This window comes from Methanothermobacter sp. CaT2 (assembly GCF_000828575.1).
GTDB lineage: Archaea > Methanobacteriota > Methanobacteria > Methanobacteriales > Methanothermobacteraceae > Methanothermobacter.
Genome location: NZ_AP011952.1, coordinates 996,142 through 1,010,391, shown reverse-complemented (window position 1 = coordinate 1,010,391; position 14,250 = coordinate 996,142). Strand labels below are relative to the sequence as shown.

Genomic DNA, 14,250 nt, shown 5'->3' with positions numbered 1-14,250 from the left:
CTATCCTCTGATTATCTGATTTTTCAACCCCTCATTTATTGCGGATATCTCGATTATCAAGGGTTCACTCTTCATAATTTTAACGTCTTTACTTCTCTACTTTCTCCTCAGGTTATACCTCAGATCCCTCACTGATAAGGAGAGGGCACTGAGGATCAGCGAGCATAAGTTCCGCTCACTCTTCATGGAACTCCCTGTGGGCGTTGTCCTCATGGACACCTCTGGGAGGATACTTGAATCCAACCCTGCCATTGAGCGGCTCTATGGCGATTCCCTGGATGCCATGCTGATTGGTGATATCCACCCGGACCTCGAACAGGCCCTGACAGGGAATTCGTGGTAAGGGTGGGGGGAAGGTGGCTCCGTGTGGTCATCGCCAGAATCGAGGGCGGATTCCTTGGAATCTTCGAGGACCTCACCGATATAAAGAATTCAGAGGAGGCCCCTTGAGGCCAACAGAACGCTCCTTGCAGAACTCCATCACTGTGTCAAGAATAACCTGCAGGTAATATCCAGTCTGATAAACATCCAGTCCTCCAAAATGAGCCGGGAGCACGCTGAGATCATGAGGAGTCTTCAGCTGAGGATAAAGTCCATTGCAGTGATCCATGAGATGCTTCTATCCAGCCCCGATTCCAGCAGTATCAGCTTCGCGTCCCATGTCTCAGGCCTCACAAGCTACCTCCGTGACATGTATCAATCAGCCGCTGAATTTGAGGTTGATGTGCCTGATGTGGAATTCAATATTGAGACAGCCGCCCCACTGGGCCTCATAGTGGGCGAACTTGTATCCAACAGCCTCAGGCATGCCTTTACCGATGGTGGAACCATCAAAATTCCCTTGAGGCCCTTGATGATGGATTCCTCCTGGTGGTGGCTGATAATGGGAGGGGGCTCCCTGATAATTTCAGCATTGAAGAATCAGGGGGTATCGGGCTTGAGCTTGTTAAGAATCTGGTGGGCCAGCTGGAGGGGAGTATTGACTACCACTCAAATGACTGGACAACCTTTACGGTTGAGTTCAGGGAGCTTAAGTATCCGGAGAGGCTTGAGGGTATGGTTTGAGACTTTTCTGACTCCTATTCCAGTGGTTTTAGATGTTACCTGATAGGAATCTTATTATCCTTTCAGGGTCATTCATGAGTATCCTCATGACGTTCTCAGCGCTGCCATAGTATGGTGCAAGGTACACCGTGTAGATCAGGTAGGATACCACTGCAAGGACAGCGAGGATTATGAGGAGGGCTATGAGGATTTTAGCCCCCAGACCCATCCCCTTCCCTTTCACGGTTTCTCCAGATCTTTCCTGGAACAGTTTATCTGCGCAGCTCTGGCAGTAATTCCTGCCGGCGAGTTTAAGGCGGCACTCCTCGCAGAGTATCCTCCCGCATATTATGCATGAGGCCACACCCTCACGTTCAGGGTGTTTGTCGCAGTTCAAGGCATCACCACCATTCAGTCCTGGCGCGGCCAGGTTATGATTCTCGGGTTCTCAACTCCTTCAACACGTTCTCCTATGAAGTCTGGCCAGTTCCCGGTCTCAAAGCCCTTCTGGGCCAGGAAACCATAGATCCACCTTGAGAGCCCTATGCCGGTGCAGCCGGTCCAGATGTTCAGGTTACGGGTCTCCCTTATTGAGAAGCCCTCGATGAAGTGGGTACCATGGACATTGGCTGATACAACTGCAACCCCCTTCTCCCTTCCAGGGAGTGAGAGCCTCATCTCATACTTTGGAACATCAGGGAACTCTATACCCCTCTCCTCAACCTTCCGGCCCTCCAGGTAGAAGGGGTCATCACCCACCTCTGTGTACCATTCAAGTTCCAGTTCATCGGCGGCATCATGTGAGAGTTCAACTGTCCGGTCACGTATCTCCTCTGTCTCTCCTGGTTCGGCCAGCCATACGAGTTCCACCCTCTGGAATTCATGGACCCTGTCAAGGCCCTTGGCCCCTCCGGCCTCCCACCTGTAGGTCCAGCCGCTCCTGTCAAAGAACTTTACTGGGAGGTCCTCAGCACTCACAACCTCGTGTGAGAGGAACTGGTAGAAGGGCTCGCACTGGGCCGGGGCTATAACGTAACCGGGATCCTTTATTCCCCTCTTAAGCAGATCCATGGGAACCTCCCGGTTTATGATGAGCTCATTTTTGAACTCCTCAAAGGTCTCAGGGTCCCTGCTCGGGGCGCTGCAGTAGTACATCCCCTCAGGGAGGCCCTCAAGGTACCTCATCTTGTTCATGATGTCAAGGGGTATGAGTTTGGGGAAGAGGCACTCAACAAATCCCAGGGGTTTCACAATCCTTTCAATGAGGAACTCCTCCAGGGCCCGGTGGAGGGCGGTTATCTTTGGACCGTAGAACCACTGTCCCCTTCCAGGGAACTTCTTGACCCATCCAAGGCGCATGGCCTCCTCTGTGGGGTCACCCTCAAAGAAAAACTCCCTCTTTTTGCTCCTGGCAATTATCTCACCGGGCGTTGCCCTTGTGACCTGTACCGTCAGGTCATCTGATGATTCAACAAGGGTCCTGGCGTGCTTCACCACACGGTCGACCACGTGTTTCCTCAGGTCGGATTCCTCCAGGGGCTGGAATCTGACCATTATGGTGCCATCTGTGATGGCGGCGTCCTCCACGAAGGGCAGTTCAGCCAGGCCGGGGATACCTGATACACCCGGGGCATTCATTTCCATGGTGTAATCGGTGACTGATATCCCCCTAACACCCACCCTGTACTTTGGCCCGAGTAACTGTCCAAGGGGTTTCTTGAGCCTTAGAAGACCATCATGGGCCCTGACCCGTCTCCCTGACTCCATCTCAATGTGGAGTGTGTCGCCTTCAAGTCTCCAGGATTTTATATGGGCTGCTTCATGTGCCTGCCCCTCGGGGACTCCCCTCCGCAGGATGTCTGATTCGGCTTCAGTGAAGAATTTTTCCAGGTCATCCTCTATCCCAGGAACCTCTTTGCTGAGTTTTATTATTCCCTTGAGTTTGAATTTCATCCGATCACCGTTTATTTATTCGTTACCTAATTTCAGAGTAATTCAGTAGTATCAGCGGGTTTCATCATCTTCTCAACCACCATCTCAGAGAATATAAGGTCATCTGCGGTGTTGAGGGCAGTGCCGATGGAATCCGCCTCTGTGGTGAACCTGACCTCGGAGCCCTGAATTTCGGATTCAACAAATGATGCGTTATCTGGTTCAAGGGCCCTTTTTATGATCTCGGCCTCCTCCCTGGATTCATATTCTGCTTTTATGGTTATGGATATCATCATTCTCTTCTTTTGCCTGTTTAGGGGTTGTGATTCAGGATTCATCTCATCCCACCTCCTCCTGGAGTGATATTATCCTCTCTGAGATGTCCCTTATGGACCTCAGTGCCTCTGAATCAGGGTACATCATGAGGGGTTCCCCCCTCATATCCGCGGCTATAACCTTTTCATCCCTTGGCACCGATCCAAGGACCTCCAGGTTAAGGGATGCGAGTCGCTCCCTCATGAATTCCTCCTCATGGATATCTGAGACCTTGTTTATCACTGCCATTATCCTCTTCACTCCAATGTCACCTGCGAGCTTCTTTATCCTTTCAGCGGTTTCAAGTGATTTGAGGCCGGGTTCAACCACCACCACCATGAGGTCCACGGATTCAGCGGTTCTCCTTCCAAGGTGCTCTATCCCCGCCTCCATGTCCAGTATAACCATCTCATCCTTCCTGAGTATCAGGTGCCTCAGAAGGGCCTTGAGGAGCACCGAGGCCGGGCATACGCATCCCTCACCTCCATGTTCAACGGTACCCATCACCATGACCCTGAGGCCGGGGCGGAGGGGATGTTCAATTGAGAGGGAATCCGGGAGGTCACCTATCCTGGGGTTTAGCTTGAAGACCTCACCGAAGGAGGAACCCGGCTCAGCACCGGTCCGCTCCCTTATAACATCCTTCATCCTTGATATCGGCTCCACATCCCCCTTTATCCCTATGCTGGATGCCAGGTTCATATCAGGGTCAGCGTCTATGGCAAAGACCTGGAAGTTCTCTGAGAATATGCAGGCCAGGGTCCCGGCTATGGTTGTCTTGCCGACCCCACCCTTACCTGTTATGGCTATCTTCATGATGACACCATGGAAACTTTTAAAAACCATCCCTGCTAATTATATGTATCCTTATATTTTCAGGTTATCTATTAACTCTTTGCTGTCCAAGACAATATTTATTAATGGTTACCGAGATACTCATTTCATAGTTATTCTCACAGGATCACAGGAGGATTATTTATGGTTCGTGCATACACAAGAAGAGAATATATCAAGAAGATTCCAGGTTCAAAGATCGTTCAATATGATATGGGTAACCTCTCAGCTGAATTCCCTATTTCACTGAGTGTGGCCGTCAAGGCACCCACCCAGATAACCCACAACGCCCTTGAGGCTGCCAGGATAGCCTCAAACCGTTACATGCAGAGGAGGGCCGGTAGGATGGGTTACCACCTCAAGATAAGGGTTTACCCCCACCACATTGTACGTGAAAACCCCATGGCGACCGGTGCCGGGGCTGACCGTGTACAGGACGGTATGAGGAAGGCCTTCGGTAAACCTGTAAGTACTGTGGCACTCGTTAAGAAGAACCAGAAGATAATTACAATCGAAACGAACAAGAAGAACTTCAAGGATGCCAAGGAGGCCCTCAGAAGGGCTGCAATGAAGTTCCCGGTGCCATGCAGGATCGTCATTGACAGGGGCGAGGAACTGGTTAAATAAACCTCTAATTTTTTTCAAATTCAATAATCATCACACAGCTAGTCCAGGGGATAAAATGGTTAAGTATGTGGCGTTTTTTGAGGAACTCGGTAAGGATGATGTGGGAATAGCCGGTGGAAAGGGGGCCAACCTGGGTGAACTGACACAGGCAGGCATACCCGTCCCCCCGGGTTTTGTTGTAACAGCGGCGACCTATGACAAGTTCATGACAGACACCGGACTGCAGCCGGTGGTCATGGAGATGCTTGAAAACCTTGACGTCAACGATACAAAGGAACTCCAGAGGGTTTCAGCCGAGATAAAGGACATAATAACATCAACTGAGGTACCGGAGGACATACAGACCCTCATAATAGAGTCCTACAATGCACTATGCCAGAGGATAGGAAAGGATGATGTGTACGTAGCCATACGTTCCTCAGCCACGGCAGAGGACCTCCCCGAAGCATCCTTTGCGGGTCAGCAGGACACCTTCCTGAACATCAGGGGCGCCGAAGATGTCCTGGATTATGTAAGAAGGTGCTGGGCATCCCTCTTTGAGGCCAGGGCCATATTCTACAGGGAGGAGAACAACTTCGACCACTCAAAGGTTTACATAGCAGTCGTTGTCCAGGAGATGGTGGACGCCGAGAAGGCAGGGGTCATGTTCACGGTCCACCCATCAACAGGTGAGGACAGGATACTAATAGAGGGGTCATGGGGCCTTGGTGAGGCCGTTGTATCAGGCTCAGTCACCCCTGACACCTACTGGGTTGATAAGGGAACAGGGAAGCTCCTTGAATTTAGTGTTGGTGAGAAGAACATAATGTTCACCCGGGAGGATGGCAGAACCGTGAAGAAGGAGGTCCCCCCTGAACTCCGGAACAAACGTGTTCTCTCCGACGGGGAGATCGCAGCCCTTGCAGAGATGGGCAGGAGGATACAGGACCACTACGGTTCACCACAGGACACAGAATGGGCCATAATGGATGGTGACGTTTACATGCTCCAGTCAAGACCCATAACAACCCTGGGAGAGGCAACCGAGGAGACAGAGGTCAAATCCAGGGAGATACTGGTTAAGGGCCTCGGTGCAAGCCCGGGCCTTGCCTCAGGTAAGGTCAAGATAATCAGGGAGATCCATGAACTGGACAAGATACAGATTGGAGATATTCTCGTCACGGTCATGACAACCCCCGACATGGTGCCAGCCATGAAGAGGGCCAGCGGCATAATAACCGATGAGGGTGGAGTCACATGCCATGCCGCCATAGTGTCCCGTGAACTTGGAATACCCTGTGTTGTTGGTACCGGGAACGCAACTGAGGTCCTCAAGGAGAACCAGGTCGTCAGCATAGACGGTAACAGGGGACTTGTCTATGAGGGCAGTGTAATTGAGGGGGAGAAGAAGGAGGCTGAGGCCGAGACCGTCACCGTGGAGTCACCCCTTCTGACCGTCACAGAGGTCAAGGTCAACGTCAGCATGCCAGAGGCTGCAAGGAAGGCCGCCGCCACAGGGGCCGACGGGGTTGGACTTTTAAGGACAGAGCACATGATGTTAACCACGGGGGTGCACCCCAGGAAGTTCATTGAGGAGGGCAGGGAGGACGAACTCGTCAATACCCTTGCAGAGAACATCCTGAAGGTTGCAGATGAGTTCTACCCACGCCCCGTATGGTACAGGACCCTGGATGCGCCCACAGACGAATTCAAAACCCTTGAGGGCGGTGAAAATGAGCCCTACGAGCACAACCCGATGCTTGGATGGAGGGGTATACGCAGGGAACTCGATGAACCCGAGATCCTGAGGGCGGAGTTCCGGGCGATAAAGAAACTCCATGAGCAGGGTTACACTAACATCGGCATAATGATACCACTGGTCCAGCACCCTGATGAACTCAGAAAGGCCAAGATGATCGCTGAGGAGGCTGGCCTTAAACCCCACAGGGACGTTGAATTCGGTATAATGGTCGAAACACCTGCAGCGGCCCTGATAATCGAGGACTTCATAGAGGAGGGAATTGACTTCGTGAGCTTCGGAACCAATGACCTCACCCAGTACACCCTCGCCATAGACAGGAACAATGAACACGTGGCAGACCTCTACACCGAGGGCCACCCTGCCGTCCTCAAACTCATCGAGAGAGTTATAAGGAAATGCAACGAGGCAGGTGTCAGGACAAGTATCTGTGGCCAGGCAGGCAGCATCCCAAGGATAGTTGAGAAACTGGTGGAGCTTGGGATAAGCAGTGTATCCGCAAACACCGACGCGGTTGCAGAGGTGAGGAAGACCGTTGCAAGGGCCGAGCAGAGACTCCTCCTCAAGGCCGCACGGAAACTCCTCTAAAACTATTTTTTGGGCGTAAAAATGGATGAAAAGGGTCTACCCGAGGAAAAAGTACTTGAACTTCTCGCCGAATTTCAGAGGAGGGATATGACCTACACCTCAGGCAGAATCCTCGGATCCATGTGCACATCATCCCACCCCCTCGCAAGGAGGGTTTACTGTGACTTCCTGGAGTCCAACCTGGGGGACCCCGGGCTCTTCAGGGGCACCCGGGAACTGGAATCCGGGGTGATAGGCATGCTCGGGGAGCTCCTCTCAGAACCCGATGCAGCAGGTCACATAATAACAGGGGGCACCGAGGCAAACCTCATGGCCATGAGGGCGGCCAGAAACATGGCCGGAGCTGAAAAACCTGAGATAATAGTCCCGAAGTCAGCCCACTTCTCCTTCAGAAAGGCCGCAGATATACTGGGACTCAGACTCAGGGAGGCTGAACTGGACCGGGACTACAGGGTGGACGTTGAATCGGTGAGGAAACTCATATCAGGAAACACCGTGGCCGTTGTTGGAGTCGCAGGGACCACAGAACTCGGGAGGATAGACCCTGTGGAGGAACTCTCAGAGATCTGTCTTGATGAGGACATACACCTGCATATAGACGCCGCCTTCGGGGGCTTCATAATACCCTTCCTCAGGGAAACCGGCGCTGAACTACCTGAATTTGATTTCAAACTTCAGGGGGTCTCATCCATAACCGTGGATCCCCACAAGATGGGACTGGCCCCCATCCCCAGCGGCTGCATACTCTTCAGGGACGCCTCCTACCTGGATGCCATGAGCATAGAGACACCCTACCTCACAGAGAAGCAGCAGTCAACCATAGTGGGCACCAGGACCGGGGCATCAGCCGCAGCAACCTGGGCAATCATGAAACACATGGGCCGTGAGGGCTACCGCAAACTCGCCCTGAGGGTCATGGGTGTAACACGCAGACTCAGGGACGGACTGGTGGAACTGGACTACCAGCTCGTGGTAGAACCCGAACTCAACATAGTGGCCTTCAACCACCCCACCATGGGGCCACATGAACTTGCAGACAGACTCGAGGAGCTTGGATGGGCGGTATCGGTCTCATCCTGCCCGCCAGCCATAAGGGTGGTTCTCATGCCCCATATAATGGAGGAGCACATCGAATTACTGCTGAGGGACCTTGAGGGTATCAGGTTGAGGGAGGAGTAACCCGGGTCAGAGGTTGATACCATGATAAGGATAGAACTACCAGCCACCGGAGAGGAGATAGCAAAACTCAGTGTCGGTGACAGGGTGCTCATGGATGGCACCATCTACACGGGAAGGGATGCAGCCCTCCCAAAACTGGTTAAGGCCCTGAAAGCTGGAGAGGAGCCCATCAACGTCATGGGCGCTGCCATAATGCACACAGCTGTAAGTCCAGCAGGCATAGCCCCTACAAGCAGCAACAAGGAGGACATAGAGGAAAGCATACCCTACCTCGCATCAAGGGGCGTACTTGTCCACATAGGCAAAGGAAAACTTGGAGATGAGACTGTCAGGGCCCTCAAGGAGGCCGGCGCAGTCTTCATAGTAACACCACCCACAGCGGCCCTGCTGACAAGCAGGGTTAAATCGAGCAGGGTGGCCGCCTTTGAGGAGGAGGGCATGGAGGCCATCTTTGAACTCAGGGTTGAGGGCATACCCGGCATCGTCGCAGCTGCCAGGGGAACATCCATCTATGATTGACCTGATCCCCGCCTTCACCTACCCAGAACACAAATACAGTTTTTCTCTCGTTTTACAGGGTATGGCTCAAACAGCAACCGGATCGGACCTAATCTGATGGCCTCCCGAAGGCCAGATCCCCTGCGTCCCCGAGTCCAGGGACTATGTAGCCCATATCGTTAACCTCCTCCTCAACACCGCATGTGTAGACATCTATACCCCTCTGAAGGACCCTTTCAAGGCCCATCCTGGAGGATATGATATTGAAGACCACCGTCCTTGCAGGGGAGCCATGGGCCTCAAGAGCCTCCAGGATACCTATCATGGTGTTCCCTGTTGCGAGCATGGGGTCCGCTATCACCAGTATCTTATCATCAAGATCAGGGACCCTGATGTAGTCGATTGAGACCCTGAATGGGGGGTCATCTGACCTCCTCGCACCGATAATACCGTGTTCTGCCTCAGGGAAGACCTTCATCACGCCCTCTGTGAAGGGCAGTGAAGCCCTGAGGATGCTCAGAAGAACTATCCTGTCCCTGTCGGTTATCTCAACACCACTGGCCGTACCCAGGGGAGTTTCAACCTCAACCTCACGCCATTTAAGGGTGTCTGCAAATTCGTAGGCCATGTAGCGACCTATATCAGTCACTCCCCGTCTGAAGCTGGCCGGGTCTATCCCCCTGCACCTTATGGTGGTGAGCTTCTCCCTGACTATCAGGTTATCAATCACCCTCAGCATCATCCTCCCTCCATCCACAGCTTATCATGTTAATCGCCATCATCATCGATCTCCCTGAGCATTTTACCCCTGGCCTGGGGGATGACCTCTATCCGGGCATCCTCAAATTTAAGGTCGAATTCAGCCCCATCAAGGAGCATGTGCATGAACACCGCCAGGGAGGAGACCTCAGAGTGGGGCTGATTGGTCACCCCCACGTTGTAGTCTGCAAGGCTGTAGACCTTCCCGGGGACCCTTGCACCCCCCACCACAATGAGCTTGTCCTTCCCGTTATCCTTTATCCCGGGCACAACGTCCCTGGCAGGTAAACCGTACATTGTGAGGTGTATGACCTCCCCACCATCCTTCTTCCAGGAGTCTATGACACCCTGCCAGTTCCTCCGGTAGACCACACTGAAGGGACCACCCCATCTCCTGACAACATCCTCAACACCCTCCATGAGTTTAGGGTCCTCCTCACCACTCAGTATAACCTCCGAGGCACCGAAGGCCCTTGCAGTGAGGCATACGTGTGTCGTGATCCTCGCATCCCTTGACGGTCTGTGACCAAGCCTCAAAACCTTCACATCCATTATACTGACCTCCAATGAATCATTAAATACCATTAAACTCTCCAAATGCTGGATGGGCACCCCCTTTACCTACAGCCCCGTTAATCTGATGGCCGCAAGGAGGCCAAGAAGTGACATCATCCTCCCCACCTCATTCGAGGCCCCCAGCACGTCACCCGTGCTCCAGTAGAAGTTCCTCCTGGCAACAAGACCAATGAAAACTCCTGAGAGGACAGCAACAGCAACACTAACAGCACCGGGAACCCCCGCCAGGAGGTATGCTGCAGCGGCCCAGAAGATCCAGACCATGCCGGTGAAGGGGCTTCTACTCGCCATTATGAAGTGCCTCCCGGTCCCACCATCGAGGGGCCTGGATACCCGGGCGCAGCCCGTGAGGCACACCTTGGCCGAGACCTCCCCTATGAGGAGTCCCTGGAACAGGACATCCTGTGGAAGGGAATAGATGGCTGCTATGGTGGTTGATGATACGATGAGCAGAAGTCCAAGGCCACCTGTGCCTATCCTGGGATCCCTCATTATCTCTATCTTCCTCTCAAAGCTCCCATGGGACATGAGGGCGTCACCCATATCTATGAGGCCATCGAGGTGGTGGAAACCTGTGAACCAGATGGCGAATCCATAGGCAACACAGGCAACAACCGCCCCAGGGAACACTAGGGATGCAGCCACCCCGGCTGAACCCACTGCAACCCCTATGAGGGCGCCCACAAGGGGCCAGTGGAGTGTGAGTGAAGCTATATCCTCAATGCTGGCCTCTGATTTCAGGGGCACAACCGTTGAGAAGGATATGAGTCCCCTGACTTTGTCGGTGACGTTCATCAGGCACCCCCCTCGCAGGAGGATCTTTCTGTCTGTGGTGAGGGGAGTGGTGTAAACAGGGTTCTGGCGGATCTTTCTGTCCTCACAGGTCTACCCCCATCATTCGAAGAGGCGTGACATGCACCCGGCTATGAGACCCGCAACGGCATCATCCACCATGGGGCCCAGTTCCCCGAGGATGCCGGGTTTTTCCTCATCATATCTCTTGAAGTTGAATATGGCCTTCGTACCTGCCACCTGGTTGGCAACAGCCATCCCCAGGACCTCATCACTGTAGAGGAAGGCAGGGTCATCCCTCAGATCCACACCGAGGATCCTCAGGTTTTCTATGTCCCCCTCAAGGTGCAGGGCGGCTGCAAGGAGGGCCCTGACATTGAGGTCCCCCAGGGCCCTCTGTATCTCTGACCTGAGACGGTCCCGGAGCTCGGCGGTGACATCAACACCCACCACCAGATCCATACCCGCATCGACCATACCATCAATGGTGACGCCGCGGGCCTCAAGGAGCTCCTCGACTCCAGGGCCATCCAGGAGCACACCCTGAAGGGAGCGCCTGACAGCCCCCCTTATGGAATCTTCACAGGGCCGTTCATCACCCGGGAGTGCCACGACCCTCACCCGCTGCCCCATTATCTCAGTGAGGATCCCGGCGGCCGATGATACCTCCTCCACACTGATCCTCAGGGCTTCAGGTATCCGGTCACCGCAGGGCTCCCCGACGACCACCAGGACGTCCATCACATCCCCTGTGGATGAGAATGCCACCGCATCACCATCCCTCACCATGCAGTGGCCCCGGGGGAGATCATGGCGGACCTCGTCCTCAATTCTGATGCTTGAATCTGCAGTAACAAGGCCTGAATCTGCACTCACAGTTACATGATCCTCTTCAACCACAATATCTGCACCGTTAACATTCATTTTCTTCTTCAAGTGATTCACCTTCAACATACGCCACCAGCTGTGACAGCTCTTATGATAACCGGCAGTTATCATCTGCTGGAGTTTACACCCTCATCAGATTTATTATCTACACAGCACATATCTATGTATGGTGATATTAATGAAGGTGCATCTACGGGTATTCATTGAGGTCGAGAACCTGGGCCGTGTCATGAACATACTGGCAGATGAGGGCGTCACAGGCTTCTACATAGTGGAGTACAAGGGCGTCTCCCCGACAGAGTGGAAGGGATTCTCAGTCAAGGAGGACCCTGAATCAGCCATTTCACTGATACACGACTATGCAAGGGACGCAGTCCTCGTATGCTCGGTGGTTGATGAGGAACTTGTTGAACCAATCGTAAACAGGTTCGGCGAGGAGCTGGCCAGTGAGAAGTACACCATAATAGAGATACCCATAAGAAGGATAATAGTCAACTCACCCTAGAGTGAATATAAGCGGTGCTCGGATGGTAACAGTCATAGACCCCCAGCTGGCAGGGGTATCAGGTAACATGATGGTGGGCGCCCTCATAGACCTCGGGGCCCACCCCGAGAGGACAGCTGAGGTCATGGAGGATGCGGCGTCCCACTTCGGCGGTGCTGATGTGAGTGTATCTGAGGTTAAAAGGGCGGGCCTCAGGGCCACATACGTTGATGTGAGGGCTGACGAATCACTCAGTGTGGGCTACCTGGAGTTCCTCAGACTCCTTGAGGGGATCAGCCACCCTGCCCTGGATGATGAGATGCTATCAATGGCAAGGGCCGTCTTCCACACCATAGCCCAGGCAGAGGCCTCTGTCCATGGAGTGAAACTGGATGAAGTTCACTTCCATGAGGTCGGCGCCGCGGATGCGGTTGCAGATGTCATGGGGGCGGTCTTCGCATACTTCGACCTCAACCTCCACCGGGATGAGGTCTACACCCTCCCGGTTGCAGTCGGAGGGGGACTGGTGAGGGGTGCCCATGGCCTCACACCGGTCCCTGCACCCGCCACAACCGAGATACTCAGGGGATTCCCTGTCACAGGGGGACCATCCGGGGTTGAACTTGCCACACCCACCGGTTCGGCCCTCCTCGTGAACATGGTGCGGGAGCACCGCAGGTTCTTCCCACCAATGGAGATCCAGGCCACAGGCTACGGGGCCGGGAGCATGGACCCTGAATTCCCCAACATACTGAGGATAGTAAGGGGCTCAGGGCAGGTACCCCATGACACTGTCACGCTCCTTGAGACCAACGTGGACCACCTGAGCGGCGAGGTCCTCGGAAACATTTTCGAGAGGCTCCTGGAAGCCGGGGCGCTGGATGTGACCCTCACGCCGGTCATAATGAAGAAGAACAGACCAGGACAGCTTATAAGGGTCATCTGCAGGGAAAACGAGTATGAGAGGATCCTTGAGCACCTCTTCTCAGAGACAGGGACCCTGGGTGTGAGGATATTCCCCCAGGTCCACAGGGGAGTCCTTGAGAGGAGGATCATGGAGGCCGAGGTTGATATCAAGGGCCGCAGGACGGCAAGGTTCAAGGTTGGCCTCATGGGCTCAAGGGTCGTAAATGCACGGATAGAATACGAGGATGCCCGGAGGATATCACTTGAGACAGGAATACCACTCAGGGATGTTATTGAAATGTCTGAGAAACAGTTCAGAGACCTTAAATTCAAGGCGGATCAGGAGAATGATGGTAGCGGAGGCCTGAAATGAGGGCAATAAGCATACTCTCAGGGGGTATGGACTCGGCAGTTGCAACGGCACTCATGATGGATGAATATGAGATCCATGCCATAACCTTTGATTACGGTCAGAGGAGTGCCAGGATGGAGCTGGAATATGCGAGGAGACTATCAGAGCACCTCGGCATCGAACACACCACACTGGACCTCCAGTGGCTTGGAAGACTCGGGGGCTCAGTGCTCACGGCTGGAGGGGACATACCATCCCCATCGAACCTTGATGACACCGTCGAGTGCCTTGAGACAGCCAGGAAGGTCTGGGTACCGGGGAGGAACCTGGTATTCACCTCCATAGGGGTCTCCTTCGCCGAGGCCATGGATGCCGGTGCGGTTATAGTTGGCTGGGACCTGGAGGAGGCTGAGACCTTCCCTGATAACTCAGAGGAGTTCCTTGATGCATTCAACAGGCTCCTGGAGATAGGGACCCTGGATGGTGTTCGTGTGGTGGCACCGGTGATTGGTATGACCAAAAGGGAGATAGTGGAGGCAGGCCATGAAGTGGGGCTACCATTCGAGTTAACCTACTCATGCTACGCTGGAGACAGGGTCCACTGTGGCGTCTGCGAGTCCTGCATGAGGAGGAGAAGGGCCTTTGAGCTTGCAGGTATTGATGATCCCACAGAGTACCGTGAATAGTTCGACAGCGGCCCCATAACCCTATTCTATTTTTTGTCTGATCCAGTAAAAT

17 protein-coding genes and 1 pseudogene are annotated in these 14,250 nt (G+C 53.6%); 10 read left to right on the top strand and 8 right to left on the bottom strand.

Annotated elements, in window-relative coordinates; all coding sequences use genetic code 11:
* Window positions 1–184 precede the first annotated feature (184 nt).
* The 3 genes and pseudogenes from MTCT_RS09510 to MTCT_RS09500 all read left to right on the top strand — a co-directional run bounded on the left by MTCT_RS09510 (window position 185) and on the right by MTCT_RS09500 (window position 1,065).
* The gene (locus tag MTCT_RS09510; RefSeq protein ID WP_231855269.1) at window positions 185–343 is read left to right on the top strand and encodes a PAS domain-containing protein; all 159 of its coding nucleotides are present in this window, start codon (window positions 185–187) and stop codon (window positions 341–343) included.
* An 87-nt stretch (window positions 344–430) separates the two neighbouring features.
* Window positions 431–637, top strand: a pseudogene (locus MTCT_RS09590) (histidine kinase dimerization/phosphoacceptor domain -containing protein); the annotation flags it as partial.
* Window positions 638–873: 236 nt separating this feature from the next.
* Window positions 874–1,065 carry a hypothetical protein gene (locus tag MTCT_RS09500; RefSeq protein ID WP_231855268.1) on the top strand — a complete coding sequence of 64 codons (192 nt, stop codon included), beginning with the start codon at window positions 874–876 and terminating at the stop codon, window positions 1,063–1,065.
* A 28-nt stretch (window positions 1,066–1,093) separates the two neighbouring features.
* Here MTCT_RS09500 and MTCT_RS05160 read toward each other — a convergent pair whose 3' ends face one another.
* Genes MTCT_RS05160 through MTCT_RS05145 form a run of 4 tightly spaced genes read right to left on the bottom strand, consistent with a single transcriptional unit; the run spans window position 1,094 to window position 4,107 of the window.
* On the bottom strand, window positions 1,094–1,441 hold the full coding sequence (locus tag MTCT_RS05160) for a hypothetical protein (protein WP_048175698.1): 348 nt from the start codon (window positions 1,439–1,441) through the stop codon (window positions 1,094–1,096).
* A 14-nt stretch (window positions 1,442–1,455) separates the two neighbouring features.
* Complete coding sequence (serS, locus tag MTCT_RS05155) at window positions 1,456–2,997, bottom strand: serine--tRNA ligase (protein ID WP_048175697.1); 1,542 nt, start codon at window positions 2,995–2,997, stop codon at window positions 1,456–1,458.
* Window positions 2,998–3,029: 32 nt separating this feature from the next.
* Window positions 3,030–3,314: a KEOPS complex subunit Pcc1 gene (locus tag MTCT_RS05150; protein WP_052457362.1), complete on the bottom strand. Its 285-nt coding sequence runs from the start codon at window positions 3,312–3,314 to the stop codon at window positions 3,030–3,032.
* Window position 3,315: 1 nt separating this feature from the next.
* Window positions 3,316–4,107 (bottom strand): AAA family ATPase, encoded by a 792-nt coding sequence (locus MTCT_RS05145; RefSeq protein ID WP_048060971.1) that lies wholly within the window; start codon window positions 4,105–4,107, stop codon window positions 3,316–3,318.
* Between the two features lie 162 nt (window positions 4,108–4,269).
* Here MTCT_RS05145 and rplJ point away from each other — a divergent pair, with 162 nt between their 5' ends.
* The 4 genes from rplJ to MTCT_RS05125 are packed head-to-tail and all read left to right on the top strand — an operon-like array spanning window position 4,270 to window position 8,776.
* Complete coding sequence (gene rplJ, locus MTCT_RS05140) at window positions 4,270–4,752, top strand: 50S ribosomal protein L16 (RefSeq protein ID WP_010876743.1); 483 nt, start codon at window positions 4,270–4,272, stop codon at window positions 4,750–4,752.
* A gap of 55 nt (window positions 4,753–4,807) precedes the next feature.
* The gene (gene ppsA / locus MTCT_RS05135; RefSeq protein WP_048175696.1) at window positions 4,808–7,078 is read left to right on the top strand and encodes a phosphoenolpyruvate synthase; all 2,271 of its coding nucleotides are present in this window, start codon (window positions 4,808–4,810) and stop codon (window positions 7,076–7,078) included.
* Window positions 7,079–7,099: 21 nt separating this feature from the next.
* Window positions 7,100–8,257 carry a tyrosine decarboxylase MfnA gene (gene mfnA / locus MTCT_RS05130; protein WP_048175695.1) on the top strand — a complete coding sequence of 386 codons (1,158 nt, stop codon included), beginning with the start codon at window positions 7,100–7,102 and terminating at the stop codon, window positions 8,255–8,257.
* Between the two features lie 21 nt (window positions 8,258–8,278).
* Window positions 8,279–8,776 carry a fumarate hydratase C-terminal domain-containing protein gene (locus tag MTCT_RS05125; RefSeq protein WP_048175694.1) on the top strand — a complete coding sequence of 166 codons (498 nt, stop codon included), beginning with the start codon at window positions 8,279–8,281 and terminating at the stop codon, window positions 8,774–8,776.
* A gap of 88 nt (window positions 8,777–8,864) precedes the next feature.
* Here MTCT_RS05125 and upp read toward each other — a convergent pair whose 3' ends face one another.
* The 4 genes from upp to cobZ all read right to left on the bottom strand — a co-directional run bounded on the left by upp (window position 8,865) and on the right by cobZ (window position 11,818).
* Window positions 8,865–9,494, bottom strand: a complete 630-nt coding sequence (gene upp, locus MTCT_RS05120; protein WP_048176637.1) for a uracil phosphoribosyltransferase — start codon at window positions 9,492–9,494, stop codon at window positions 8,865–8,867.
* A 29-nt stretch (window positions 9,495–9,523) separates the two neighbouring features.
* The gene (locus MTCT_RS05115) at window positions 9,524–10,069 is read right to left on the bottom strand and encodes a tRNA (cytidine(56)-2'-O)-methyltransferase (RefSeq protein ID WP_048176634.1); all 546 of its coding nucleotides are present in this window, start codon (window positions 10,067–10,069) and stop codon (window positions 9,524–9,526) included.
* Between the two features lie 66 nt (window positions 10,070–10,135).
* On the bottom strand, window positions 10,136–10,885 hold the full coding sequence (gene cobS / locus MTCT_RS05110) for an adenosylcobinamide-GDP ribazoletransferase (protein WP_048175693.1): 750 nt from the start codon (window positions 10,883–10,885) through the stop codon (window positions 10,136–10,138).
* 99 nt (window positions 10,886–10,984) lie between these two features.
* Window positions 10,985–11,818 (bottom strand): alpha-ribazole phosphatase CobZ, encoded by an 834-nt coding sequence (gene cobZ, locus MTCT_RS05105; protein WP_245942744.1) that lies wholly within the window; start codon window positions 11,816–11,818, stop codon window positions 10,985–10,987.
* A 130-nt stretch (window positions 11,819–11,948) separates the two neighbouring features.
* Here cobZ and MTCT_RS05100 point away from each other — a divergent pair, with 130 nt between their 5' ends.
* Genes MTCT_RS05100 through queC form a run of 3 tightly spaced genes read left to right on the top strand, consistent with a single transcriptional unit; the run spans window position 11,949 to window position 14,198 of the window.
* On the top strand, window positions 11,949–12,275 hold the full coding sequence (locus MTCT_RS05100; RefSeq protein WP_048175692.1) for an MJ1244 family protein: 327 nt from the start codon (window positions 11,949–11,951) through the stop codon (window positions 12,273–12,275).
* Between the two features lie 22 nt (window positions 12,276–12,297).
* Complete coding sequence (gene larC, locus MTCT_RS05095; RefSeq protein ID WP_048060969.1) at window positions 12,298–13,533, top strand: nickel pincer cofactor biosynthesis protein LarC; 1,236 nt, start codon at window positions 12,298–12,300, stop codon at window positions 13,531–13,533.
* Window positions 13,530–14,198, top strand: a complete 669-nt coding sequence (gene queC, locus MTCT_RS05090; protein ID WP_010876732.1) for a 7-cyano-7-deazaguanine synthase QueC — start codon at window positions 13,530–13,532, stop codon at window positions 14,196–14,198. The genes larC and queC overlap by 4 nt, the downstream gene beginning before the upstream one ends.
* Window positions 14,199–14,250 lie beyond the last annotated feature (52 nt).

Coding starts and splice junctions, on each gene's coding strand:
- MTCT_RS09510 (WP_231855269.1), top strand. CDS start 185: ATGGAACTCCCTGTGGGCGTTGTCCTCATGGACACCTCTGGGAGGATA.
- MTCT_RS05125 (WP_048175694.1), top strand. CDS start 8,279: ATGATAAGGATAGAACTACCAGCCACCGGAGAGGAGATAGCAAAACTC.
- MTCT_RS05145 (WP_048060971.1), bottom strand. CDS start 4,107: ATGAAGATAGCCATAACAGGTAAGGGTGGGGTCGGCAAGACAACCATA.
- rplJ (WP_010876743.1), top strand. CDS start 4,270: ATGGTTCGTGCATACACAAGAAGAGAATATATCAAGAAGATTCCAGGT.
- mfnA (WP_048175695.1), top strand. CDS start 7,100: ATGGATGAAAAGGGTCTACCCGAGGAAAAAGTACTTGAACTTCTCGCC.
- larC (WP_048060969.1), top strand. CDS start 12,298: ATGGTAACAGTCATAGACCCCCAGCTGGCAGGGGTATCAGGTAACATG.
- ppsA (WP_048175696.1), top strand. CDS start 4,808: ATGGTTAAGTATGTGGCGTTTTTTGAGGAACTCGGTAAGGATGATGTG.
- MTCT_RS05100 (WP_048175692.1), top strand. CDS start 11,949: ATGAAGGTGCATCTACGGGTATTCATTGAGGTCGAGAACCTGGGCCGT.
- serS (WP_048175697.1), bottom strand. CDS start 2,997: ATGAAATTCAAACTCAAGGGAATAATAAAACTCAGCAAAGAGGTTCCT.
- cobS (WP_048175693.1), bottom strand. CDS start 10,885: ATGAACGTCACCGACAAAGTCAGGGGACTCATATCCTTCTCAACGGTT.
- queC (WP_010876732.1), top strand. CDS start 13,530: ATGAGGGCAATAAGCATACTCTCAGGGGGTATGGACTCGGCAGTTGCA.
- upp (WP_048176637.1), bottom strand. CDS start 9,494: ATGCTGAGGGTGATTGATAACCTGATAGTCAGGGAGAAGCTCACCACC.
- MTCT_RS05150 (WP_052457362.1), bottom strand. CDS start 3,314: ATGAATCCTGAATCACAACCCCTAAACAGGCAAAAGAAGAGAATGATG.